At 58.6% G+C, this 21,487-nt stretch carries 22 protein-coding genes; 14 read left to right on the top strand and 8 right to left on the bottom strand.

The features are described from left to right. The first annotated feature begins 64 nt into the window (after positions 1-64). The 6 genes from parA to ACP15P_RS06530 all read left to right on the top strand — a co-directional run bounded on the left by parA (position 65) and on the right by ACP15P_RS06530 (position 5,055). Positions 65-685 (top strand): ParA family partition ATPase, encoded by a 621-nt coding sequence (parA, locus tag ACP15P_RS06555; RefSeq protein WP_424927706.1) that lies wholly within the window; start codon positions 65-67, stop codon positions 683-685. Positions 686-765: 80 nt separating this feature from the next. Next, positions 766-1,461 (top strand): CoA transferase subunit A, encoded by a 696-nt coding sequence (locus ACP15P_RS06550; protein WP_424927705.1) that lies wholly within the window; start codon positions 766-768, stop codon positions 1,459-1,461. Between the two features lie 17 nt (positions 1,462-1,478). Then, complete coding sequence (locus ACP15P_RS06545; protein ID WP_424927704.1) at positions 1,479-2,528, top strand: GSCFA domain-containing protein; 1,050 nt, start codon at positions 1,479-1,481, stop codon at positions 2,526-2,528. Then, positions 2,525-3,337, top strand: a complete 813-nt coding sequence (locus tag ACP15P_RS06540; RefSeq protein WP_424927703.1) for a hypothetical protein — start codon at positions 2,525-2,527, stop codon at positions 3,335-3,337. Before ACP15P_RS06545 ends, ACP15P_RS06540 begins: the two co-directional genes overlap by 4 nt. Before the next feature lie 5 nt (positions 3,338-3,342). Then, entirely contained in the window at positions 3,343-3,975 is a 633-nt protein-coding gene (locus ACP15P_RS06535; protein ID WP_424927702.1) for a 3-oxoacid CoA-transferase subunit B, read from the top strand. A 141-nt stretch (positions 3,976-4,116) separates the two neighbouring features. After that, a complete protein-coding gene (locus ACP15P_RS06530; protein WP_424927701.1) occupies positions 4,117-5,055 on the top strand; it encodes a 2-hydroxyacid dehydrogenase in 939 nt (312 codons plus the stop codon). Positions 5,056-5,101: 46 nt separating this feature from the next. On the opposite strand, the gene ACP15P_RS06525 is transcribed toward ACP15P_RS06530, so the two are convergent. From ACP15P_RS06525 to ACP15P_RS06500, 6 genes are all read right to left on the bottom strand, one after another. Then, positions 5,102-5,857 (bottom strand): SDR family oxidoreductase, encoded by a 756-nt coding sequence (locus ACP15P_RS06525; RefSeq protein WP_424927700.1) that lies wholly within the window; start codon positions 5,855-5,857, stop codon positions 5,102-5,104. 50 nt (positions 5,858-5,907) lie between these two features. After that, positions 5,908-6,540: an ABC-type transport auxiliary lipoprotein family protein gene (locus tag ACP15P_RS06520; protein ID WP_424927699.1), complete on the bottom strand. Its 633-nt coding sequence runs from the start codon at positions 6,538-6,540 to the stop codon at positions 5,908-5,910. A gap of 1 nt (position 6,541) precedes the next feature. Then, positions 6,542-8,281 carry an MlaD family protein gene (locus ACP15P_RS06515; protein ID WP_424927698.1) on the bottom strand — a complete coding sequence of 580 codons (1,740 nt, stop codon included), beginning with the start codon at positions 8,279-8,281 and terminating at the stop codon, positions 6,542-6,544. A 12-nt stretch (positions 8,282-8,293) separates the two neighbouring features. Then, positions 8,294-9,067 (bottom strand): ABC transporter ATP-binding protein, encoded by a 774-nt coding sequence (locus ACP15P_RS06510; protein ID WP_424927697.1) that lies wholly within the window; start codon positions 9,065-9,067, stop codon positions 8,294-8,296. After that, entirely contained in the window at positions 9,067-10,182 is a 1,116-nt protein-coding gene (locus ACP15P_RS06505) for an MlaE family ABC transporter permease (protein ID WP_424927696.1), read from the bottom strand. The genes ACP15P_RS06510 and ACP15P_RS06505 overlap by 1 nt, the downstream gene beginning before the upstream one ends. Before the next feature lie 136 nt (positions 10,183-10,318). Next, the gene (locus tag ACP15P_RS06500; protein ID WP_424927695.1) at positions 10,319-12,085 is read right to left on the bottom strand and encodes a DEAD/DEAH box helicase; all 1,767 of its coding nucleotides are present in this window, start codon (positions 12,083-12,085) and stop codon (positions 10,319-10,321) included. 372 nt (positions 12,086-12,457) lie between these two features. Between ACP15P_RS06500 and ACP15P_RS06495 the strand changes: the two genes are divergently transcribed. The 5 genes from ACP15P_RS06495 to ACP15P_RS06475 are packed head-to-tail and all read left to right on the top strand — an operon-like array spanning position 12,458 to position 17,083. After that, positions 12,458-13,426, top strand: a complete 969-nt coding sequence (locus ACP15P_RS06495) for a Bug family tripartite tricarboxylate transporter substrate binding protein (RefSeq protein ID WP_424927694.1) — start codon at positions 12,458-12,460, stop codon at positions 13,424-13,426. Beyond that, on the top strand, positions 13,426-13,905 hold the full coding sequence (locus ACP15P_RS06490) for a tripartite tricarboxylate transporter TctB family protein (protein ID WP_424927693.1): 480 nt from the start codon (positions 13,426-13,428) through the stop codon (positions 13,903-13,905). The genes ACP15P_RS06495 and ACP15P_RS06490 overlap by 1 nt, the downstream gene beginning before the upstream one ends. A 5-nt stretch (positions 13,906-13,910) precedes the next feature. Beyond that, positions 13,911-15,416: a tripartite tricarboxylate transporter permease gene (locus ACP15P_RS06485; RefSeq protein ID WP_424927692.1), complete on the top strand. Its 1,506-nt coding sequence runs from the start codon at positions 13,911-13,913 to the stop codon at positions 15,414-15,416. A gap of 1 nt (position 15,417) precedes the next feature. Next, positions 15,418-16,779: an acyclic terpene utilization AtuA family protein gene (locus ACP15P_RS06480; RefSeq protein ID WP_424927691.1), complete on the top strand. Its 1,362-nt coding sequence runs from the start codon at positions 15,418-15,420 to the stop codon at positions 16,777-16,779. Further along, complete coding sequence (locus tag ACP15P_RS06475; protein WP_424927690.1) at positions 16,772-17,083, top strand: DUF4387 family protein; 312 nt, start codon at positions 16,772-16,774, stop codon at positions 17,081-17,083. Before ACP15P_RS06480 ends, ACP15P_RS06475 begins: the two co-directional genes overlap by 8 nt. A gap of 11 nt (positions 17,084-17,094) precedes the next feature. On the opposite strand, the gene ACP15P_RS06470 is transcribed toward ACP15P_RS06475, so the two are convergent. After that, positions 17,095-18,000, bottom strand: coding sequence for an AEC family transporter (locus ACP15P_RS06470; RefSeq protein ID WP_424927689.1), 906 nt, complete (start codon positions 17,998-18,000; stop codon positions 17,095-17,097). A 223-nt stretch (positions 18,001-18,223) separates the two neighbouring features. Here ACP15P_RS06470 and ACP15P_RS06465 point away from each other — a divergent pair, with 223 nt between their 5' ends. From ACP15P_RS06465 to ACP15P_RS06455, 3 genes are read left to right on the top strand one after another with little or no spacing between them, the layout of a single operon-like run. Then, positions 18,224-18,598 carry an MmcQ/YjbR family DNA-binding protein gene (locus ACP15P_RS06465; RefSeq protein WP_424927688.1) on the top strand — a complete coding sequence of 125 codons (375 nt, stop codon included), beginning with the start codon at positions 18,224-18,226 and terminating at the stop codon, positions 18,596-18,598. A gap of 58 nt (positions 18,599-18,656) precedes the next feature. Continuing rightward, positions 18,657-19,397, top strand: coding sequence for a glutamine amidotransferase (locus ACP15P_RS06460; RefSeq protein ID WP_424927687.1), 741 nt, complete (start codon positions 18,657-18,659; stop codon positions 19,395-19,397). Between the two features lie 16 nt (positions 19,398-19,413). Next, positions 19,414-20,463 carry a Gfo/Idh/MocA family protein gene (locus tag ACP15P_RS06455; protein WP_424927686.1) on the top strand — a complete coding sequence of 350 codons (1,050 nt, stop codon included), beginning with the start codon at positions 19,414-19,416 and terminating at the stop codon, positions 20,461-20,463. A 24-nt stretch (positions 20,464-20,487) separates the two neighbouring features. On the opposite strand, the gene lipA is transcribed toward ACP15P_RS06455, so the two are convergent. Next, positions 20,488-21,438, bottom strand: a complete 951-nt coding sequence (gene lipA / locus ACP15P_RS06450) for a lipoyl synthase (protein WP_424927685.1) — start codon at positions 21,436-21,438, stop codon at positions 20,488-20,490. Positions 21,439-21,487 lie beyond the last annotated feature (49 nt).

Genomic DNA, 21,487 nt, shown 5'->3' with positions numbered 1-21,487 from the left:
AACCGCCCTTTTCTTCACCCCGCAACCGTCTAGTATTTCCGCAAAGCAACAAAAGGTGGGAACAATGGGTCAGGTCATCACGTTCGCGCAACAAAAGGGCGGTGCCGGTAAAACAACCGTGCTGGCGCACCTTGCCGCCGCCTGGTCCAGGGCCGGCAAATCCGTTGCGGTAATGGACCTGGATCCCCAGCAGTCCCTCGCACAGTGGGCGAAGCTGCGCAACGATGAGGGCGTCGAGTTCGTTGAAAGCAAGGATTACCGGGCCTCGTCCGACATGCGCTCCTGCCGCAAGAAATACGACCTTACGCTGGTGGACTGTCCGGGGGCCGCGGCGACACTGCTCGACAACGTCATTCGCGAAACAGACCTCGTTGTGGCACCCGTCCAGCCCTCGGCCATGGACATCTGGGCAAGCCGGACGATCATTGAGACTTCCACCAAAAACAAAACACCGTGCCGGCTTTTACTGAACCGGGTCCCCCCACGCTTCAATGGTGCGGATGACCTGATTGCCACGGTGGTCGATGGTGGTGGAGAACTGCTTGACACCAGACTGGGAAACAGGATCGCATACAGCCGTTCAATCATGACGGGCCAGTCCGCCCAGGAAATTTCACCAAGATCCCTTGCCGCCTCGGAAATTTCCGGACTGGCGAAGGAAATCGAGGCGCTGCTCAAAATTTGAGCGCTTGACAGTCGGGCCGATGATGGCCCAATCAATTTTCGGTTGCACTGCAAAATGAACCGGGACGCGAGGAAAACTGAATGAAAAAAGTGTATGACAACGCGGCCGACGCCCTGGATGGCCTCCTCTTTGACGGAATGCTGATCGCTGCGGGCGGCTTTGGTCTGTGCGGCATTCCTGAGCTTCTGATCGACGGGATTGTGGACGCCGGAACAAAGGATCTGACCGTTGCCTCCAATAATGCGGGCGTCGATGATTTCGGTCTGGGCAAGCTGCTGGCCACACGTCAGATCAAAAAAATGATCTCCTCCTATGTGGGCGAGAATGCGGAATTCATGCGTCAGTACCTGTCCGGAGAGCTTGAGCTTGAGTTCAACCCGCAGGGTACTCTCGCCGAGCGGATGCGGGCCGGTGGCGCGGGTATCCCGGGCTTTTACACCAAAACCGGCGTCGGCACCGTGATTGCCGAGGGCAAGGAGCACAAGGAATTCGACGGCGAGACCTACATCCTTGAGCGCGGCATCAAAGCGGATATTTCGATCGTGAAGGCATGGAAAGCCGATGACACGGGCAATCTGGTGTTCCGCAAAACCGCCCGCAACTTCAACCCGCCCGCCGCCACCTGCGGCAAGGTCTGCATCGCCGAGGTTGAGGAAATCGTTCCGCGTGGCAGCATCGACCCGGATCTGATCCACCTGCCGGGCATCTACGTCCACCGCCTCATTCAGGGCGAGCACGAAAAACGGATCGAGCAGCGCACGGTCCGCGCGGCCTGAAAGGTTTAGCCCCAGAAATGGCAAAAAAATCGGCCTCACCCTATTCCGGGCTGCCACCGAGGGCATTCTGGCGCAGCGGCGTTCAGGAACGATCGCCACTTGATCCGGGTGATATCTACACACCCCGGTTCCCGGTAACCCGTGACATGAAAATTGCCACGGCCGGTTCGTGTTTCGCGCAACACGTGGGTCGGGCGCTGCGCGGCGCGGGGCTGGATGTTCTGGATGCGGAGCCTTTGCCCGCCGCCGTGGACGATGCGACGGCGAATAAATACGGCTACAGGCTATATTCAGCCCGATACGGCAACATTTATACCGCCAGACAGTTGAGGCAACTTTGGGAAGAAGCCAACGGTGAGTTCACCCCTGCTGAACCTGTCTGGGAACACAAGGGACGCTACTTCGACGCTCTTCGGCCGAGTGTCGAGCCAGAGGGACTTCCCGATGTCGAGGCCGTCAGAGGTCACCGGGCCGGTCACCTTCGGGCAGTGATGGAGGCCTATTCGGCGGCAGATCTATTCGTATTCACGTTTGGCTTGACCGAGGCCTGGATCCACACGGAAACCGGGACGGTCTATCCAACAGCGCCAGGAACCATCGCCGGACAGTTTGATCCTGAAAGATGGTCATTCAAAAATTATGACGTGGTTGAGATTCTCGAGGATTTCGAGACCTTTCGATCCGCGCTTAAAACAGTCAATCCGAATGTGAAGTTCCTGATTACGGTGTCGCCGGTGCCGCTGACCGCAACGGCATCCGGCCAGCATGTGGAGGTGGCCACCTGCTACTCCAAATCGGTACTTAGAGCTGTGTGTGGCATGCTCCTGGAGCGCCATGACGACATCGATTACTTCCCGTCGTTCGAGTTGATCACCTCGCTGAATGCCCGGGGAGTGTATTATGAGCCGAACCAACGGAACGTCAGCAGCCAGGGCGTGAACACCGCCATGTCTACTTTTCTGAATGCACATGGACTGACACCGAAAAACCCGTCGGCCAAAGAAGACACAGATGAGGGCGAGGAAGTTGTTTGCGAGGAAATCCTGTTGGAGGCTTTCGCGCGATGACCAGAGTGCTGATCTTAGGAAACTCCCATGTTGCGGCGCTCAAACTGGGCTGGGAGTCGCTGGCCAAAAATCATTCCGATGTGGACGTCCAGTTCTTCGCCGCGCCCTGCGCAATGTTTCGACGCATAAAGCTCGACAAAAAAGGCGTATTGGGTCTCTCTGCGGCACATCGAAACGACCAGCATTCCATTAAGACGCTAGAAAAATTGAACGGCACCCTCTCGGTGACGCCTGGCGACTACGATGCCGTAATATGGGCTGGTCACGCCTGGTACAGACACATCGTACCGTCTTTCCTGCGGGAATTTTCCATCGATGGCGTTCGTGAAACGGACGCGATGCATCGCATGTCTGAAACGGCCTACAAAAACATGTGCATGAGCCTGTCCGAAAGATTTGCCCCAGGCGGCCGCTGGAAACGCTATTGCCGGGACAAACTCTGGATTGCCCCACATCCAATACAGTCTGAGAGCATCATCAAATCCACGGATGCCGAAATGGAGCGTTGGCGTCAAGCCGGAGCGCAGGGCAAGGGCTTCAGGCAGGCGCTCGACATCTACTTTTCACAGTTTGAGAACATGCTGACCAACCGAAATATCGGTTATATCGGTCAACCCGAGGAAACCTTGTCAGATACGGGACTGAGCAAAGAGGCATTCAGTTCCGGCTCCACCCGGCTGAAAGGTGGCGACAAGCACGGTGACGAGGACTACTCCCACATGAACCGCGACTTCGGAGAAATCATGATCCGTCTGATCATGGAAAAGATCCGTAAACCGCATACAGAAACCCCCGAAACAGGCAGGTGAATAAAATGGCATGGGACCGCAACCAGATGGCCGCCCGGGCGGCGCAGGAGCTTCAGGACGGATGGTACGTCAATCTTGGCATCGGGATTCCGACGCTGGTGTCGAACTACATCCCCGACGGGGTGGAGGTGACGCTGCAGTCGGAGAACGGCATGCTTGGCATGGGGCCGTTTCCGACCGAGGAGGAGATTGACCCGGACCTGATCAATGCGGGCAAGCAGACGATCACGGAACTGGCGCGCACGAGCTATTTCGACAGTGCGACATCATTCGGCATGATCCGGGGCGGCAAGATTGCCATGGCTATTTTGGGCGCGATGGAAGTGTCCGAGGATGGCGACCTCGCGAACTGGATGATCCCCGGCAAACTCGTGAAGGGTATGGGTGGAGCCATGGACCTCGTCGCCGGTGTGGGACGTGTGGTTGTGGTAATGGATCACGCCAACAAGAAGGGCGAGTCCAAGCTTCTGAAGGAATGCACCCTGCCCCTGACCGGCAAGGGTGTCGTGGACCGGATCATCACCAATCTCGGCGTGTTTGACGTGGTCGAAGGTGGTCTGAAGATCGTCGAACTGGCGGACGGCGTCTCGAAGGATGAGGTTGTTTCTCTGACCGAGGCGACACTGGTCGACGCCTGATACCTGCCTGCGGGTCGGGAGCCGAGGCATCCTGGCCCGCTGAACGGCGCGCTTTGGTTTGGCAAACGACCGGTTGCGGTCGGGGCCGGAACCACTCCATATAGGCGGGGTAAAATATCACCAATTACCCAGGAAGCGCCAATGAAGCCCGAAATACTCCAGATCGCACCGATGATGTCCTCCGTGGAGGAGGAGCTAAACCGGGCGTATGTGGTTCACGAATACTGGAAACTTGACGATCCCGCCGGCTATCTGGCCGACACGGGCGCTAATATCCGCGCGATAGCGACCGATGGGCATCACGGGGCGAAGCCCGAGATCATGGACGCCCTGCCCTCGCTTGAGATCATTTCAAGCTACGGCGTTGGTTACGATGCGATCAACATTCCCGACTGCAAAGAGCGTGGTGTGCGCGTGTCCAACACTCCGGACGTACTCAATGACGCCATGGCAGAAATCACCGTTGGACTAATGATCGGCCTGTGCCGGCGCATCCCGCAGCTGGACGCCGCTGTGCGTGCCAATGAATGGGGCAGGACCAGCTTCCCGCTCCTGTCGGAACTCACCGGAGCCCATGTGGGCATCCTTGGGCTTGGCCGAATTGGCAAGGAAATCGCGCTGCGCTTACAGGCCTTCAAAATGAAGGTCTCCTATCACGGGCGGAACAAACAGGAGTATCTGCCTTACGACTACTACGGTGATCTTGAGGCCATGGCGCGGGATGTGGACTGGCTGGTGGTTGTGGCCCCTGGCACGCCGGAGACCAAAGGCATCGTGTCGAAACAGATACTTGAGGCACTTGGCCCGGAAGGCAACCTCGTGAACGTGGCGCGAGGAACACTGGTGGATGAGCCCGCGCTGGTTGAGGCGCTGAGCAATGGCACCATTGCGGGCGCGGCGCTGGATGTGTTTGAGGATGAACCGACCGTGCCGGATGCGCTGAAGTCAATGGAAAATGTCGTGCTGTCGCCGCACCAGGGGTCGGCCACGCGGAAAACCCGCACGGCCATGGGCGATCTGGTCATCAGAAACCTGGCCGCGCATTTCGCTGGCAATCCGCTGCTGACGCCGGTCACCTGACCGGGTTTGGGACCGCTCCGGAATACGGTGCGGTCCCGGTTTTCGATCAGCCCCTGCCGACAAAGGGCATGTTTGTTGCCATGATGGTCATGAACTGAACATTGGCGTCGAGCGGCAGGTCTGCCATGTTCACAACCGCATTCGCCACATGCTCGACATCCATTGTGGGTTCGGCCTTCAGGGTGCCATCAGCCTGGGGCACGCCCTTGTTCATCTGCTCGGTCATGGCGGAGGCGGCATTGCCGATGTCGATCTGACCGCAGGCGATATTGAACGCCCGGCCATCCAGTGAGAGGCATTTGGTGAGCCCGGTAATCGCGTATTTCGACGTGGTGTACGGTGTCGAGCCGTAGCGGGGCGCGTGGGCCGAGATCGACCCGTTATTGATGATGCGGCCGCCCTGCGGGTCCTGGTGCTGCATCATGTGGAACGCGCCCGAGGCAATCAGGAATGCTCCGTCGAGATTGACGGAGACCACGGAGCGCCATTCCTCCCAGGTCACGTCCCCAGCCAGTTTTGCGCCGAGGCCCACACCGGCGTTGTTGAACACAACATCGAGACGGCCACATTTATCCGCGATGGTCGCAAAGAGCGCCTTGACGGAGTCCGGGTCGGTCACGTCCGTGGGGACGCCGATGCAGTTTGCGCCATCGTCGCCGAGGCCCTCGATCACGGTGTTGATCTTGTCAGCGCTTCGTGCGGCGAGCACAACGGTATGGCCCGCCCGTGCGAAAGCACCGGCGGTGGCTGCGCCAATGCCCTGGCTCGCGCCTGTTACAAGCACAATCTTCTTCTCTGACATTTTCTGTCCTCCCATTAAGTCTTCAGTGATGTTGGTTTTTGTTCGGCCAGTCAGGCTCCTCCGGAGCCCCGGGCCGTGCGACTGGCCCAGGAGACGACCTCCTCAAGCGCGCCGGTCATGGCGGCGTCGAATGCCCGGACCACATCGGGGCTTTCGTCTGATGCTACCGGCACACGCCGTTCGATGGTCCGGGCCGCCATGACCGTGGCGTTGCTGTCGCGGACCAGCGTGAAGCGCAGGCGGACCACGACAGTCACACCGTCCGGCACGACCTGAGCCTCGAATTCATCGATGTCTGTCAGAAGCGTGAAATCGGACAGCGGGCCGACGGTGCGGGACGTGACATGAGCGAACTGCCCTGAACCGGCGAGCGACCGGACGAGAAGCCACTGAAGGTGCAGCGGTGCGCGATCGGTCCATCTGGCATCCGAGAGATACGCGACCGAAAGACGGTCCGGCTTTACCACGATGCGGTCCGTTGACAGGGACGCGGCGGAGAGGGGTTCGTCGACGAATACAACGCCGCGGGCCCGTGAGGACACACCGCCCGCCGCGGAGACAGGCGACAGCTCATAGGTGTCGAGCGTGCGGGAGGCGTCATCGAGCGAGGCAACGGTTTCGCAGCCCGTCAGGGCCGCGCCCAGCGCCAGAGCCGCTATGGTTCGAAGGAATACCCGTCTCATGTCACCTCCTGTAATCCGGCGCCTGTCCACCAAGGAAAAAGCGGGCGGGATCGCGTTCAAGCTGGGCTGCGATACGGTCAAGACGATGGACCAGATTTCGCGCCTCCTGGCTGAAACGGGTCAAATCGCCAAGACCGGTGACGGCAAAATCCTGAACCGGCCCTGAACTGTTGGCGACCACCCCGTCGATCCGTGTCACGATTTCACCGGTGGTATTGAGGATTTCGCGCAGATCGGCAACCAGGTCGGGCACATCCGCCGCGATGGTTTCCATTGACGTACTGACCCGCGACGCGGCCAGGCTCAGATCCGCCGCGACCGGGGCAAACTGCGAAATGATCTGATCATCTGCGGACTCGACGACACCGCGCACCGTGACGAGCGTGGCATCGGCTGAGGACAGGGTTTGTTCCACCGCATCGAGGGTTTCGTTGGCGTTGGCGAAAGTTGCGGTTGCACCGTCAAGTGCGCCGGCGAGTTTGCCTGGAATGGGCTCGAGGTCTTGGGTAAAGCCGGTCACATCCCGCGAAATCCGGTCGAGCGTTGCGGTCGCAAGATCGGCGGAGGTGCGCACATCGGCCACAACGGCTGGAAGGTCGTCTTCCAGAACCTGATTTACCGAGGCCAGCGCCACCCGCGCGTCACCGACCAGAAGGCGGCCTTCCGAGATCAGGGCCGCGGCATCGCCATCCACGAGGGTTTCGATGCTGATGGAGGCGGATTCCACGGCTTCCATGGTTTCGGTAGCCTCGGTCATCGCCACGTCAACGGCGTCGAGGGTTTCGTTCAGGGTTTCGAGACGGGCATTGGCAAGGGTCGCGGTTTCACCAAACAGGCCGAGAACGGTGTCGGCATCCCTCTCAATACCCGCTATGGCCGCACGCAGTTCCTCAAGCGTCAGGGTCACCTCGTCGGTGACTTCCGTTGCGACGTCCTGCAGGACCGTGTCGATCCCCGCGACCGCACCATCGGCGGTCTCCAGGGCCTGTGTGGCGGCGTCCATCGTTTCCTGTGATTTGTCGAATGCCGCTGTCGCCGCCATCAGGGTGTCGTCGGCGTGTTTCAGAGTGGTCTCAAGCGACAGCGCCACGGGCTCCAGCGTTTCGGTGAAGCCGGAAATCCGCTCGGTCGCACCCGAAACGGTTTCCGTGATGGAGGAGAAATCCGCAATCACGCTTTCCAGCTGCTCCGAGGCGTCGTTTACGTTGCGCAGGATACCAGATACGTAATCCTGATTTTCATCGCTGACAAAATCCTGGAGGTCCCGAAGCAGCGTGACAGCCTCGTTTAAAAGGTCTGGCGCTTCTTCGGAAAGCTGCTGGACCAGAGAGGGATCTGCCCGGATTTCGGGAATACCATCGGGTTCCTCCGATGTCAGCATTGGGGCCGAGGCGCTGCCCCCGGACAGTGTGACGATGGAGAGACCGGTGACCCCCTGGGGGGTCAGCCTTGCGTCGGTGTCCTCCTTGACCGGGGTGCCGCTGGTCACCTCGATGCGCACGCGCACGAGAGATGGATCCTCGTCGTCAAGGCCGATGGAGGTGACCTTGCCGACCGGGACGCCGTTCATGTTCACGTCCGCAGCCTCGGACAGGCCGGCGACGCTGGTGAAGAGAAGATCATAACGGTCGTACTGCCGGTCGATCTGGATCTTCGCGAGCCAGACGAAGAAACCCAGAGCCGCGACGATTGAGGCGACGGTAAAGGCCCCGATCAGGACGTAGTTTGCGCGTGTTTCCATCAGGCCCGTCCCTCAGCCGGTTTCCAGTGCGGCCCGCGCCCGGGGACCGTGAAAATACTCGCGCACCCATGGGTGATCCACATCCAGCATTTCCTTCATGGTTCCGGTTACCAACACTTTTTTCTCCGCGAGAACCGCGATACGGTCGCAGATCGCGTGCAGACTGTCGAGATCATGCGTCACCAGAAACACCGTAAGACCGAGCGTATCGGCAAGGCGGCGGATGAGCTGGTCGAACGCGGCGGCGCCGATGGGGTCCAGGCCGGCGGTCGGTTCATCGAGAAAGACAATTTCCGGATCAAGGGAAAGCGCACGGGCAAGCCCGGCGCGCTTCCGCATGCCGCCGGACAGATCCGAGGGAAAGTCCCTGCGGGCCTTGTCCGGCAGCCCGACCATGGACAGTTTCAGCTGCGCGAGTTTGGCGCGGGTGTCGGCCGCGACGTCGAGGAGTTCGCGCATGGGCGCCTCGACATTCTGCTGCACGTTGAGAGAGGAAAAGAGGGCGCCGTCCTGGAACATGACCCCCCAGCGTTTGCTGATCTCGGTGAATTCGGCATCCGACGCGCTCAGAACATCGGTGCCGAAGACCCTGACTTCGCCCTTCTGAGGTTTCAGCAATCCCACGATAGCGCGTAGCAGCACGGATTTTCCCGTGCCGGAACCGCCGACCACCCCGAGGATTTCGCCGCGATACACGTCGAGATCGAGTTCATCATGGACCACATGATCCCCGAATGCGGTGTGAACCCCACGGACCTCAATGATGGTTTCGCGCGAGGACGTCATCACAGCCCCAGCAACGCAAAGAAGATGGAAAACAGGGCGTCCGCGATAATGACCATGAAGATGCCCATGACCACCGACCGGGATGTCATCACACCGAGGGATTCAGCGTTACCCTTGACACGCAGACCCATGTGGCAGCCGATCAGGGCGATGAGGACGGCAAAGAATGGAGCCTTGATCATACCGATCAGGAATTGCCACGCATCCGTATTGTCGAGAAGCCGTCCGTAAAACACGGTCGGCGACAGGCCCAAATTGATCCAGACCATCAGACAGCCGCCAATCAGACCCGCCATATCAGCGAGGAAGCCCAGAATGGGCAGCATGATCACCAGAGCCAGAACGCGCGGCACGACAAGAACGCTGACTGGATCAAGGCCAAGCGTGCGCATGGCGTCGATTTCCTCCCGCATTTTCATTGAGCCAATTGACGCGGTGAAGGCCGAGCCAGACCGGCCCGCCACGATGATCGCGGTTAGAAGAATACCCAGTTCGCGCAGGATGGATATGGAGATAAGGTCCACAACGAAGATCTCAGCACCGAACTGCTGAAGCTGAACCGCGCCCTGAAATGCCAGAACGACGCCGATCAGGAATGACATCAGCAGGACAATGGGGATCGCGTTCAGTCCGACCGCCTGCATGTGATGGACAAGGGACGTCCAGCGCAAACGCCATGGGCGCAGGGCGTAACCCGCAATGCGCGCGATGATCTCACCCAGAAGGCTCAGTATTTCGAGCATGCTGGACCAGGCCTCGGAAGTCCCCTGACCGACCATGTTCAACCAATTCACAAACCCTTCCTGCCGTTTTTGTGGCGGCAGAGGCTTTGGCATGTTGTCCGCGACGGTCTCGAGAAGGGATTTTTGCAGGTCGGTGGCGTTTTCAAACCCGGCTTCGGGATTGTTCGAGCGTTGCAGCAGCCCCGTCAATAACCAGGCACCGGCGGTGTCGAGTTTGCTGACATCGCCAATATCTATCGCGGCGAACCCGCCTTTGACGTTATCCGCAACCATCTCTTCGAGACGGTTCATGTTGACCACCGTGAGTTCACCGGACGCCACAAGCGTGGACATGTCGCCGTCGCCGCGGATGGATATCTGAGGTTCAGCCATAGGGCATGAGCCAGATCACCAAACTGTCAAACAACCCGAACGCTCCCGGCCATGTCGATGTTGCGCGCCATGTTATTGTACCGATTGGAAAAAGCAAAGATCAGGATTGGGGCTGGACGTCGAAACGCGGCAGCGGTCAGGAGGTTTTGCCCGCGCCCGTCTTGCCCTTCACTTTTTTGCGTTTCTTCAGTCCGGTTACGGCTCCTTTTGCCGGTGCCCGTTCATCCGCACCGGGTCTGTTTTTCCCGGGCCGGGGTTTGCGTGGACCATCGCTGGATTTGCGGTGGTCCTGCGCCGCTTTCGCAAAGGCAGGGATGCCCTCAACACGCCGCGCGGTGATGTCGCGCTCCAGAATGGCATCAGGGCCAAGCGCGCTGAAGAAACCGTCATCACTCCCCGGTGCAAGCTGCACGAAGGTCTCGTTGTGCTGCATGCGAATGGCGCCCACGTCCCGACGGTTGAGATTGCCAGCCCCAACCAGCAGTGGCAGCAGCCATTTGGGATCGGCACCCTGGGTACGACCGACAGAGAGACTGATCCAGGGGCCGTTATCGAAGTCGGAATGTTTGCGCTTGCCCTGCCCCGCGGCAGAGGTTGCCTCGAGTTCCTCTGGTGCGGATTTGCCTTCGCGGGCGAGACGGACGAAGGCGGCCGCAATTTTTTCAGGCCCATTCTGTTCGAGGAGCTTTTGCACGAGATCCGCATCAACCTCAACGGCGTCATCGGCCAGTACCGCGTGGTTTAGAAGACGTTCGTCATCGCGGGCGAGAACCTCCTCAGCCGACGGGGGGTTACCCCACTCAGCCGAAACGCCGGCATTGCGCAGAAGCCGATCGGTGCGGCTTCGGGCGCTGTTAGGGACGATCAGAACACTGGTTCCCTTGCGCCCGGCCCGTCCGGTTCGACCGCTGCGGTGCAGAAGGCTTTCGCGGTTTTTGGGAATGTCGGCGTGGATCACAAGCTCGAGGTTCGGCAAATCGATGCCACGCGCGGCAACATCCGTGGCGATGCAGACCTGAGCGCGGCCGTCGCGCATGGCCTGAAGAGCGTGGGTCCTCTGCGCCTGACTCAGTTCGCCGGACAGGGCCACAACCGAAAAGCCGCGATTGTTGAACCGCGACGTCAGGTGATTGACCGCAGCCCTCGTGCCGCAGAAAATGAGGACGTTTTTCGCCTCATAATACCGCAGCACGTTAATGATCGCGTTTTCCCGGTCGCGAGCGGCCACGGTCAGTGCACGGTATTCGATATCGCCATGCTGGTCGCGGTCACTGGTGGTGGAGACGCGGGCCGCATCGTTTTGAAACCGCTTCGCCAGAGCGGCAATGGGTTTGGACACGGTTGCGGAAAACAGGAGTGTTCGGCGTTCGACCGGTGCGGCCTCAAGGATGAACTCAAGGTCCTCGCGGAAGCCGAGGTCGAGCATTTCGTCGGCCTCATCAAGCACGACCGCGCGAATGTCATCGAGGATCAGCGAGTTTCGCGAAATATGGTCCCGCAGACGACCCGGGGTGCCCACGACAATATGAGCCCCCGCACCCAGCGCGCGGCGTTCGGTACGCATGTCCATACCGCCCACGCAGGATGCAATGCGCGCACCGGCATTGGCAAAGAGCCATTCAAGTTCGCGCTTGACCTGGATCGCCAGTTCCCGCGTCGGTGTCACCACCAGCGCAAGCGGAGCATCCGCCTGACCGAAACGCGCGTCTTCACCTAACAGAGTTGGTGCGACCGCCAGTCCGAACGCTACGGTTTTGCCTGAACCGGTCTGTGCGGAGACAAGCATGTCGCGTGAGACGTATTCCGGCGCCAGCACCGCCTCCTGAACCGGGGTCAGGGTGGAATAGCCGCGCTGTTCCAGAGCCTCCGACAGGGGCTGGGGAATACCTGGAATTTCTATCATCGTATTTTCTTTCGGATCCGGGAAACCGTGTGACGGGAACCGACCCGGACCCTGGGCACACCGGCACAGCGGAGTTTTCCGCAGGCCTTTTGCCGCGCTCCTATACCTGCGCGCACCGGTTGTCGAGCGTCATCCTGGTTAACCGGGGCGATGTATACGGATATGTCACGCGTATTCCGGGATATCGCGCAGTTCTGCGAGATGATGCCCCGATGCGATCCACACCAATCCGGAATTTGACAAAAGTCCGGCTTTCAGGCCGCCCATGGGCCGTATTTGCCGTTTACATGGGCGCGACAGCGATGCCAGACTGCGATTAGTCAATAATAACATGCAGGTTAAACAAAACCGCATGAAGAAAGGGAGACTTCCATGACCTCACGTCTTTTCCTGGCGCTGATTACCGGTGCCGTTATATCGACAGGAGCCGCCGGTGCGGTTTCCGCTGCGGAATGTATCGCACCTGCAAACCCTGGCGGTGGCTGGGACTTCACCTGTCGCCAGATCGGCAAGATCATGTTCGACATTGGTGCCGTTGATCAGCCCGTCCAGGTGACCAACATGGCGGGAGCCGGCGGCGGCGTTGCCTATAACCACGTGGTTGCCGAACGCAGCAGCGACGAGGATCTGATTGTTGCAGCCTCCTCCGCCACCACAACGCGCCTCGCGCAGAACGCCTATGCGGGAATGACGGCCGATCAGGTCCGTTTCGTGGGTGCAATCGGTGCCGATCCAGGTGTGATCGTGGTCGCGAATGACAGCCCCTATCAGAGCCTTGGAGACCTGGTTGAGGCAATCAAGGCCGATCCAGGGTCTGTCGCGTTTGCTGGCGGGTCAGCGGTTGGTGGCTTCGATCACCTCAAGCCGCTCATGATCCTGCAGCGGGCCGGGTTCACGGACATTACCGAGGTGAAATACATCGGTGTGGACGGTGGCGCGGATGCGATCACCCAGACCGTCGGTGGCTTCACACAGGCCATGACCGGTGACATGTCCGAGATTGTCGGTTTCCTTAACTCAGGGGAAGTTCGGGCCATTGCCGTTCTGACTGAGGAGCGCGTTCCGGGCTTTGAGGATATCCCAACGGCACGGGAACAGGGCTTTGACGTTGTAGCGGTCAACTGGCGCGGGCTTTACATACCCAAAGACGTCAGCGACGAGACCTTCGATGCCTGGAGCGACAAACTTCAGCAGGTTGCCGACAGCGAGGAATGGCACGAGGCGATGGCCGCAAACGGTCTGGCACCGTTCACCATGGTCGGAGCCGATTTCCAGTCCTATGTCGACACCCTAGTTGGTGAGATCAACACGCTCTCCAAAGAGATCGGGGTCATCCAGTAATGGCCAGTGACCGGATTTTCGGTCTGGTCGCCCTGTTTGCAGCGCTCGCGTATATCGCGAGCGCCACCCAGATCCAGACCAGCTTTCTCGCTGACCCGGTCGGGCCAAAAGCCTTTCCCATCCTGATTGGTTCGGTTGCGTCCCTCTGCGCACTCGTTATGATCGTTCGCCCGGATCCCGACCCGGAATGGCCGGCCACGAGGACGTTGCTTGCGCTTTTTGTCGCGGTCGTGGTTCTGGTCGCCTACGCCTATTCCCTGAAGCCGTTTGGCTTCATCATACCCACGGCAATCACCGCGGCAGTGCTCAGCTATCAGATTTCATCGCGTGTTGTTGCGGCGGCCCTGTCCGGAGCCGGTCTTTCGGTGGGACTGTTTTTGCTCTTCAAATACGCCCTTGGGCTTGGACTGGTGCCGTTACCGCACATGTCGGAACCGCCCGCCGCCGTCGCACCGGCTGAAATCGGCGCGGAGGACTAGGACCGATGGATACACTGGCCAATCTCGCGCTTGGATTTTCCATCGCCCTTTCGCCCTATACGCTGATGCTGGCGGTCATCGGCTGTTTCCTTGGCACCATTATCGGCGCCCTGCCCGGTCTTGGGCCGTCCAATGGCGTGGCAATTCTCATTCCGTTGACGTTTTCGCTCGGGCTCGATGCGACATCAGCCCTGGTTCTGATGACCGCGGTTTACTACGGGGCAATGTATGGCGGCAGGATCAGTTCGATCCTGCTGAATATTCCCGGTGACGAACCCGCGCTGATGACGACGCTTGACGGGTATCCGATGGCCCGTCAGGGCCGCGCGGGTGATGCGCTGGTCCTTTCCGGTGTTGCATCCTTTGTCGGTGCGTTCCTCGCCACAATCGGCCTGATGCTTCTGGCCCCGCTGCTGTCGCGTGTGGCTTATTTCTTCGGTCCGGCGGAGTATTTTGCGCTCTATCTTCTCGCTTTCTGCACGCTCGGCGGCATGGCGTCGAACAACCAGGCCAAGGCGGCGATGGCCTCGTGCCTTGGGCTGGCAATCGCTATGGTCGGCGTGGATAACAACTCAGGCATGCCGCGCCTTACCGGCGGAAACATGCATCTGATGGATGGTATTGATTTCCTTGTGGCAATCGTCGGCCTGTTCGCCATCGCCGAGGTGTTTTTCTTCATTGAGAGCCACGGCAAGGATTCGTCGATCGGCATCAAACTGGACCGTGTGACCATCCCCTGGAAGGACATAGGCAAATCCAAATGGACCATGCTGCGTTCGAGCGTGGTTGGGTTCTTTGCGGGCGTTCTGCCCGGTGCCGGTGCGTCGCTCGGCAGTTTCCTGGCCTACATGTCGGAGAAATCCATTGCCGGTCCCAAAGGAGGATTTGGCACGGGCGTTCCGCAGGGCATTGCCGCACCGGAAGCCGGGAACAACTCCGCCGCCGGTGGTGCGCTGGTTCCCATGCTGACGCTGGGCGTGCCGGGATCGGGCACGACGGCCGTTCTGCTCGCGCTTCTTATGACACTGAACATTACGCCCGGTCCGACGCTATTCACGGATCGGCCGGAGGTGGTGTGGGGTCTGATTGCGTCGCTGCTGATCGCGAACTTCGTTCTGCTGATGATGAACGTGCCAATGGTCAAGATTTTCGTCAAAATCCTCACGGTCCCGGCCTGGGTTCTGCTGCCGGGAGTTACGATGATTTCTTTCGTCGGCATCTACTCTCTGTCCGGCAGCTATTTCGATCTCCTGCTGATGGTGGCATTTGGCGTGCTGGGTTATGTGCTGCGTAAGCTCGACATCCCGACGGTGCCGGTGATTTTGGGCATCCTTCTTGGCGGGCACATGGAAGATGCCCTGCGTCGGGCGATGGTGATCTCCGACGGTGACATCTTCTACCTTCTGTCCTCGCCCATTTCGATTGGACTTTGGATTGCGGCGGTAGCGGGTTTCGTGGCACCGATGTTCCTGCGGGAACTCCTAAAAAAACCTCAGAGGATTACGGACTGACATGACGCGCGTACTCGTACCATCCGGAGCATTGGGGCTGAATTACGACATTGTGGCCCTGGAACGCGGTCTGGCGGAAAAGCCGGACATTATCGCTATCGATGGTGGCTCAACGGATTCCGGCCCGGCCTATCTTGGCCGCGGCATGTCGAAATATGCGAGGGCGTCCACCAAAACCGAGTGGAAGGGCCTGATGGAGGCGCGGGCCAAAGCAGGCGTACCGCTCGTCATTGGAACCGCCGGAACCTGCGGCACCGATCAGACCGTTGACTGGCTGCTGTCGATTACGAAGGAGATTGCGGAGGAGACCGGGGCAAAACTGAAGGTTGCAACCCTGCGATGCAGTCAGGATCCGGAGCGCCTGGTGGAGGCGCTCAACCAGGGCCGCATTCGCCCACTTGATCCCGCGCCGGAGATCTCCCCGGAGATCCTCCGCGACTGCACCAATATTGTCGCCCTGGCCGGAGCGGAACAGATCCAGGCGGCTCTGGATACGGGCGCGGATATTGTGATCGCGGGTCGAACCACCGATACCGCTATCATCGCCGCCCTGCCCCTCAGGAACGGAGCGAACAGTGGTGCCGCGTGGCATGGCGCGAAGATTGGAGAATGCGGCGCGCTATGTGCGACCAATCCGCAGTCGGGCGTTCTGATGGTGGAATTCGATGACAACGGCTTCACGGTGGCACCCATGGCCGAGTCGTCGCGGTCGACGCCGCATACCGTTTCAGCGCACATGCTCTATGAGAATTCCAATCCGTTCATCCTCTTTGAGCCCGGAGGACACCTGGACGTCACGGAGGCAAAATACCAGGCCAAGGATGACCGCAGTGTACGAGTGACAGGGTCCAAATGGGTGCCGTCCGACACGTACACCGTGAAACTGGAAGGGGCGCGACAGGCCGGGTACCAGTACGTCATCCCAACGCTCATCCGGGATGCCCGCTACGTCGAAAATATCTCAACCTGGTGCGACGACATAACAACCAGGTGCCGCGAAAAGGTCATGCAGAGGCTAAACCTCGCGGCGGAGGATTTCAGCATCGAACTGCGCGTGATCGGCCGCGATGCCACTCTGGGCGCACTGGAAAACCGTGCGGAGACAGCTGCCGAGGTTGGCGTGATGGGGATTGTGACGGCTCAATCGGACGAGTTGGCCTCGGAAATCACCAAGACCCTCAACCCGTATCTGCTGCATCATCCGCTCACACAGGAAGAGGAACAGCCGACATTTGCTTTCCCCTTCTCACCGGCTGAACTGAGGCGCGGGGAGTGTCACGAGTTTTGCCTGAACCATGTGCTGGTTCTGGATTATCCTATGGAGGCTTTCAGGCTCGAGGTCGTGGAGGTCGGACATGGGTAAGCTGGGGAGCATCGTCGAAAAGGTCCGCAGCAAGAACGCCGGGCCGTTTTGGCTGACGGTGGATATTTTCTGCGGGACCCCGGACAGCTACCGGAGGGTGGTATCGGGTCTCAAAACCACGGACGTGGCGAAACTGGCGGACACGCCAACCCAACACGTCAAACGCTTCGATATCCCGGATCTGAACGTGGTGAAATTTAGTTTTCCCAGACCCCAGGTGCAGGGCACGCCTCAGGACAGGGACATGCACGGGGCCGCGTTTGCCTCACTGCTGGCGGAATTTGAGCTGCCTGAGGCGGTTTAACGCACAGATCATCAGGTCAGCACGACCAGCCAAAGTGGCAAGGTGACGCAGCCAAGGATCGTGGATTGCGCCACCATTGTGGCGACAGATGTTCTCTCGGCGCCGTAAACGGTGGCAAGGACCAGCGATGCCGGTGCAGTGGGAAGTGCGGCAAAGAGCGTCAAAACGCTCAGGTGATCAGGGCGCATTCCGGCATAACTACCGCTGCACCAAACCAGCACCGGCAAAATGACGAGCTTAACGACGTTCAGCGCGCCCGCGAATGCATCCAATTCGGCAAGTGCCTTCCAGTTCACGGCCGCACCAATAGACAGCAATGCAACCGGAACAGCCCCCCAGGAAAGGACGCCCAACCCGCCCAGTAGAATCTGCGGAAGCTCAATTTGGATGGCGGGGAGCATGAGACCCAAAATGCCGGCCACAATAAACGGATTGCCGACCACGTTGCGCAGCATTCCGGTGACGCCAATTTTTCGGCCGTGGGTCAAAGCCGTGATGGCCATCAGGTTTGAAACCGGAATTGCGAAAGCCACGGCGAGTGACATCAATCCGTGACTGGTTTTCGGGAGGAGCTGGACGGCGACGAGGCCCAATGCGGTGTTGAACCGCCAGGCTGTCTGCCACAGGGCCGCGAAGTCCACGAAGCGGGGCGGGCCGAGAGGTCTTAGCCACCACGTAAGAAAACACCCCGCCCCCATGACAAAAGCGGTTCCGAGCGCGATGACCGTAAGATCACCTGGTGCTGGAGGATGGCTGTATGCGGCAAGGAAAATAAGCGCGGGAAACATGACGCGGAAGTTGACCCTGTCAGCGTTTCTCCAGACTTCCGCAGGCAGGAACCGCCCAAGCACGGCACCGGCCATCAACAACATGAAATCCGGCGCAAGCGTTGTAAGGACTGCCAGTATCGAACCCACCCCGTGTTAATTTCAGGTTCTTTGAAAACCGGCAGAGCTAACCTGATTAGCCGAATGCACGATTACACCAATGGGAGTTTTGTCGCACAGGTCACCGCATGGCGTCGAGGATAAGCCGGGATTGTCCACTCATTTTTGAGTTCGACCCTGACTGCTTACGGCGAACAGAAAGTACCAGCTGATTTCGCTTTTTTCCTTCGGTCTGCCGCTCTAAACTTTCAACATGACACGGGAAGAGTTCAATCAGTTTTGTTCGGAACTCCCTGCGACGACGCATGTTGTCCAATGGGGTAACTCGGACGTATGGAAAGTTGGCGGGAGAGTTTTCGCGATCTGTGGATGGAGCGACGGCGAAGACGCGTTCACATTCAAGGTATCGAAAATCGCGTTTGAAATTCTTGCCGAAAAGGATGGGGTCAGACCGGCCCCCTATCTTGCATCGCGTGGATTTTCGTGGCTGCAAAATTACGCAAAACCCGGTCTGAACGATGACGAACTCAGGGATCACATTCGTAGTTCCCATGACCTGGTCGCGCAGGGTCTGTCCAAAAAGAAACGGGCCGAATTGAACATTCCTGACCGGATCAGCGTCGAATGAAGTCGATACTACCCGCCATTTCCAGACCAGAATTTATCTTGCGAGGACTCCGCACCAGATGAAGCCGTTCCTTATACTCCAGTTGCGCCCGGAAACGCCCGCGTCAGACAATGAATTCGAAGCGATCTTGGCAAAGAGCGGACTAGCCGCTGAAAACACCAGAAGAATTCGACTGGACTGCGAACCAATCCCGGCGGACCTGAACCCTTCGGACTTTTCCGGCACCATAGTCGGAGGTGGACCAGGATGTGTCAGTGATAACCCTGCGACCAAATCAGAAGTGGATCAACGAATTGAGGATGGCATTTTTTCCCTTATGCCGAAGATCACCAATAACGATCTGCCGTTCCTCGGGTGCTGTTACGGAATAGGAATTCTCGCGTCACACTTGGGCGCACGGGTCAGCAGGGAAAAATACGGAGAACCGGTAGGAGCGGTCGAGTGCACTTTGACCGAAGCCGGGCGGCGCGACCCGGTCCTGGAAGGGTTGCCCGATAGATTTCAGGCTTTCGTAGGCCATAAGGAAGCAGCGCAGAACCTCCCGGAGGGTTGTTCTCATTTAGCCTCATCACCGACCTGTCCGTATCAGTTGATCCGCTTCGGCCAGAATGTCTATGCGACACAGTTTCATCCGGAACTGGATGCCGACGGACTGGAATTCCGCGTCGGCGTGTATCTCGATTACGGTTACTTTCCTCCATCAGAGGCGATGAAAATTGTGGAGCGTGGACGCGCGGCCAATGTCACTGAGCCGGAGCTCATTTTGAAAAACTTCGTCAAACGGTACGCAGCTGACTAGCAGAGCGTCCTTCACCATGGGCACCTCAGACAAAATTCATATTGCAGTCGTTGGAGCCGGTTTAATCGGCAAGCGGCATATCGAGGTTATTCAGTCACTGGAGAACGTCGAACTGGATTCCATCGTCGATCCGACAGCCGCGGCCCTAAAAATCGCGCTTAGTCTGGATGTTCCTCATTACGAGACCGTTGCGGATCTTCTCGAAAGCAGGCGACCGGACGGGATCATCATCGCAACCCCGAACCAACTCCACGTGGAACATGGTCTTCAGTGTATCAATAAAGGCATTCCGATACTCATCGAAAAACCATTGGCCACATCGTCGGATGACGCCGAACAGTTGGTGACAAAAGCGGAAGACTCGGGCGTGCCAGTACTGGTTGGGCATCACAGACGACACAACCCGCTTATCCAACGAGCAAAAAAGGAAATAGAGTCGGGGGGAATTGGTCCGGTTGTCGCCGTTAACGCACAGTGCTGGTTCTACAAACCAGACGAGTATTACGAGGTCGAGTGGCGAACGAAAGCAGGAGCAGGCCCGGTCTTCATTAACCTCATCCACGATATCGACCTGTTGCGTTATCTGTGTGGAGAAATTGAAAGCGTAATCGCGGTCACTTCAAATCGCACGAGACATTTGGAAGTGGAGGACACCGCAGCGATCGTTCTGCAATTCAGGAGCGGTGCCTTGGGTACGGTAAGTGTCTCCGACACGATTGTAGCCCCCTGGAGTTGGGAAATGACGAGCCGCGAAAACCCGGTTTACCCTCCGACCAACGAGGCCTGCTACCGTATCGGGGGAACAGAGGGAGCAATATCAATCCCCCAGAATATCATTTGGCACTATGCAAACCAGCGAAGCTGGTGGTTGCCCATAAGGGAACGCGCAATTGAACAGGATTCGTGTGGAGATCCGTTGGTCCTGCAGATCAATCACTTTGTCCGGGTAATCAGAGGAACGGAGAGCCCTCTCGTATCAGGACGGGAAGGACTTATGACACTGAGAGTCATCGAAGCAATCAACCGCTCGGCGGTGTCCGAAAGGCGCGCCAGGATCGAGCAGTAGCGTTTACCGACCTCTCCTCAACAGTCAGCCCTGGTTTCGCAAGCGGGCTGCTCTCAATTTCTCAAAATCATCGCCTGCGTGATAGGACGATCTCGTTAACGGAGTGGCGGAGACCATTAAGAAACCCTTGCCGTAGGCCGCTTTTTCATATGCCGCAAACTCATCCGGAGACACAAATCGCTCAACCGCATGATGCTTTGGGGTGGGTTGCAGGTACTGACCGACAGTAAGAAAATCGACGTCAGCCGCGCGCATGTCGTCCATGACCTGCGTTACAGCCTGACGATCCTCACCCAACCCTACCATGATACCCGACTTGGTGAACATGGTTGCATCCAGTTCCTTGACCCTCTGCAGCAAACGCAAAGAATGGAAGTAGCGCGCCCCAGGTCGAACTTCCGGGTAGAGACCAGGCACTGTCTCCAGGTTATGGTTAAAAACATCAGGGCGGGCTTCGACAACCGTCTCCAGCGCTTCAGGACCACATTTCAGAAAATCCGGTGTCAAAACCTCAATTGTGGTTTTTGGACTTTTCCGTCGGATCGCCTTGATAGTGCGGGCTATGTGCTCTGCACCCCCATCGTCCAGGTCATCGCGATCGACTGATGTTACAACGACGTGGTTTAACCCGAGCTTTTCCACAGCGACAGCTACACGAGCGGGTTCAAACAAATCGAGACTTTCCGGACGACCTGTTGCCACATTGCAAAAAGTACACCCACGCGTACAAATCTCGCCCATGATCATCATGGTTGCGTGACCCTGGTTCCAGCACTCACCCACGTTCGGGCACCCGGCTTCTTCACAGACAGTAACCAGCCGGTTCTCTCTCATTATACCGCGGGTCTTTTTGTAGCCCTCACCGGTTGGCGCCTTGACCCTGATCCAGCTTGGTTTTCTCAGAATTGGCGTATCGGATTTGTGCGCCTTTTCAGGATGCCTTTCGGCCCGGTCCTTGAGATTTCTGTCAGCCATGGAATTCTCCGTATTCGGAATTCCTCATAGCGTATCATCAGGGCCTTGT

Source organism: Amaricoccus tamworthensis, assembly GCF_049800875.1.
GTDB lineage: Bacteria > Pseudomonadota > Alphaproteobacteria > Rhodobacterales > Rhodobacteraceae > Amaricoccus > Amaricoccus tamworthensis.
The sequence above is the reverse complement of the archived record's forward strand: the minus strand, read 5'-3'. Positions and strand labels throughout refer to the sequence as shown.

Excerpts from the sequence above, each read along its gene's own strand:
- parA (WP_424927706.1), top strand. The coding sequence starts at position 65 with ATGGGTCAGGTCATCACGTTCGCGCAACAAAAGGGCGGTGCCGGTAAA.
- ACP15P_RS06550 (WP_424927705.1), top strand. The coding sequence starts at position 766 with ATGAAAAAAGTGTATGACAACGCGGCCGACGCCCTGGATGGCCTCCTC.
- ACP15P_RS06545 (WP_424927704.1), top strand. The coding sequence starts at position 1,479 with ATGGCAAAAAAATCGGCCTCACCCTATTCCGGGCTGCCACCGAGGGCA.
- ACP15P_RS06540 (WP_424927703.1), top strand. The coding sequence starts at position 2,525 with ATGACCAGAGTGCTGATCTTAGGAAACTCCCATGTTGCGGCGCTCAAA.
- ACP15P_RS06535 (WP_424927702.1), top strand. The coding sequence starts at position 3,343 with ATGGCATGGGACCGCAACCAGATGGCCGCCCGGGCGGCGCAGGAGCTT.
- ACP15P_RS06530 (WP_424927701.1), top strand. The coding sequence starts at position 4,117 with ATGAAGCCCGAAATACTCCAGATCGCACCGATGATGTCCTCCGTGGAG.
- ACP15P_RS06525 (WP_424927700.1), bottom strand. The coding sequence starts at position 5,857 with ATGTCAGAGAAGAAGATTGTGCTTGTAACAGGCGCGAGCCAGGGCATT.
- ACP15P_RS06520 (WP_424927699.1), bottom strand. The coding sequence starts at position 6,540 with ATGAGACGGGTATTCCTTCGAACCATAGCGGCTCTGGCGCTGGGCGCG.
- ACP15P_RS06515 (WP_424927698.1), bottom strand. The coding sequence starts at position 8,281 with ATGGAAACACGCGCAAACTACGTCCTGATCGGGGCCTTTACCGTCGCC.
- ACP15P_RS06510 (WP_424927697.1), bottom strand. The coding sequence starts at position 9,067 with ATGACGTCCTCGCGCGAAACCATCATTGAGGTCCGTGGGGTTCACACC.
- ACP15P_RS06505 (WP_424927696.1), bottom strand. The coding sequence starts at position 10,182 with ATGGCTGAACCTCAGATATCCATCCGCGGCGACGGCGACATGTCCACG.
- ACP15P_RS06500 (WP_424927695.1), bottom strand. The coding sequence starts at position 12,085 with ATGATAGAAATTCCAGGTATTCCCCAGCCCCTGTCGGAGGCTCTGGAA.
- ACP15P_RS06495 (WP_424927694.1), top strand. The coding sequence starts at position 12,458 with ATGACCTCACGTCTTTTCCTGGCGCTGATTACCGGTGCCGTTATATCG.
- ACP15P_RS06490 (WP_424927693.1), top strand. The coding sequence starts at position 13,426 with ATGGCCAGTGACCGGATTTTCGGTCTGGTCGCCCTGTTTGCAGCGCTC.
- ACP15P_RS06485 (WP_424927692.1), top strand. The coding sequence starts at position 13,911 with ATGGATACACTGGCCAATCTCGCGCTTGGATTTTCCATCGCCCTTTCG.
- ACP15P_RS06480 (WP_424927691.1), top strand. The coding sequence starts at position 15,418 with ATGACGCGCGTACTCGTACCATCCGGAGCATTGGGGCTGAATTACGAC.
- ACP15P_RS06475 (WP_424927690.1), top strand. The coding sequence starts at position 16,772 with ATGGGTAAGCTGGGGAGCATCGTCGAAAAGGTCCGCAGCAAGAACGCC.
- ACP15P_RS06465 (WP_424927688.1), top strand. The coding sequence starts at position 18,224 with ATGACACGGGAAGAGTTCAATCAGTTTTGTTCGGAACTCCCTGCGACG.
- ACP15P_RS06460 (WP_424927687.1), top strand. The coding sequence starts at position 18,657 with ATGAAGCCGTTCCTTATACTCCAGTTGCGCCCGGAAACGCCCGCGTCA.
- ACP15P_RS06455 (WP_424927686.1), top strand. The coding sequence starts at position 19,414 with ATGGGCACCTCAGACAAAATTCATATTGCAGTCGTTGGAGCCGGTTTA.
- lipA (WP_424927685.1), bottom strand. The coding sequence starts at position 21,438 with ATGGCTGACAGAAATCTCAAGGACCGGGCCGAAAGGCATCCTGAAAAG.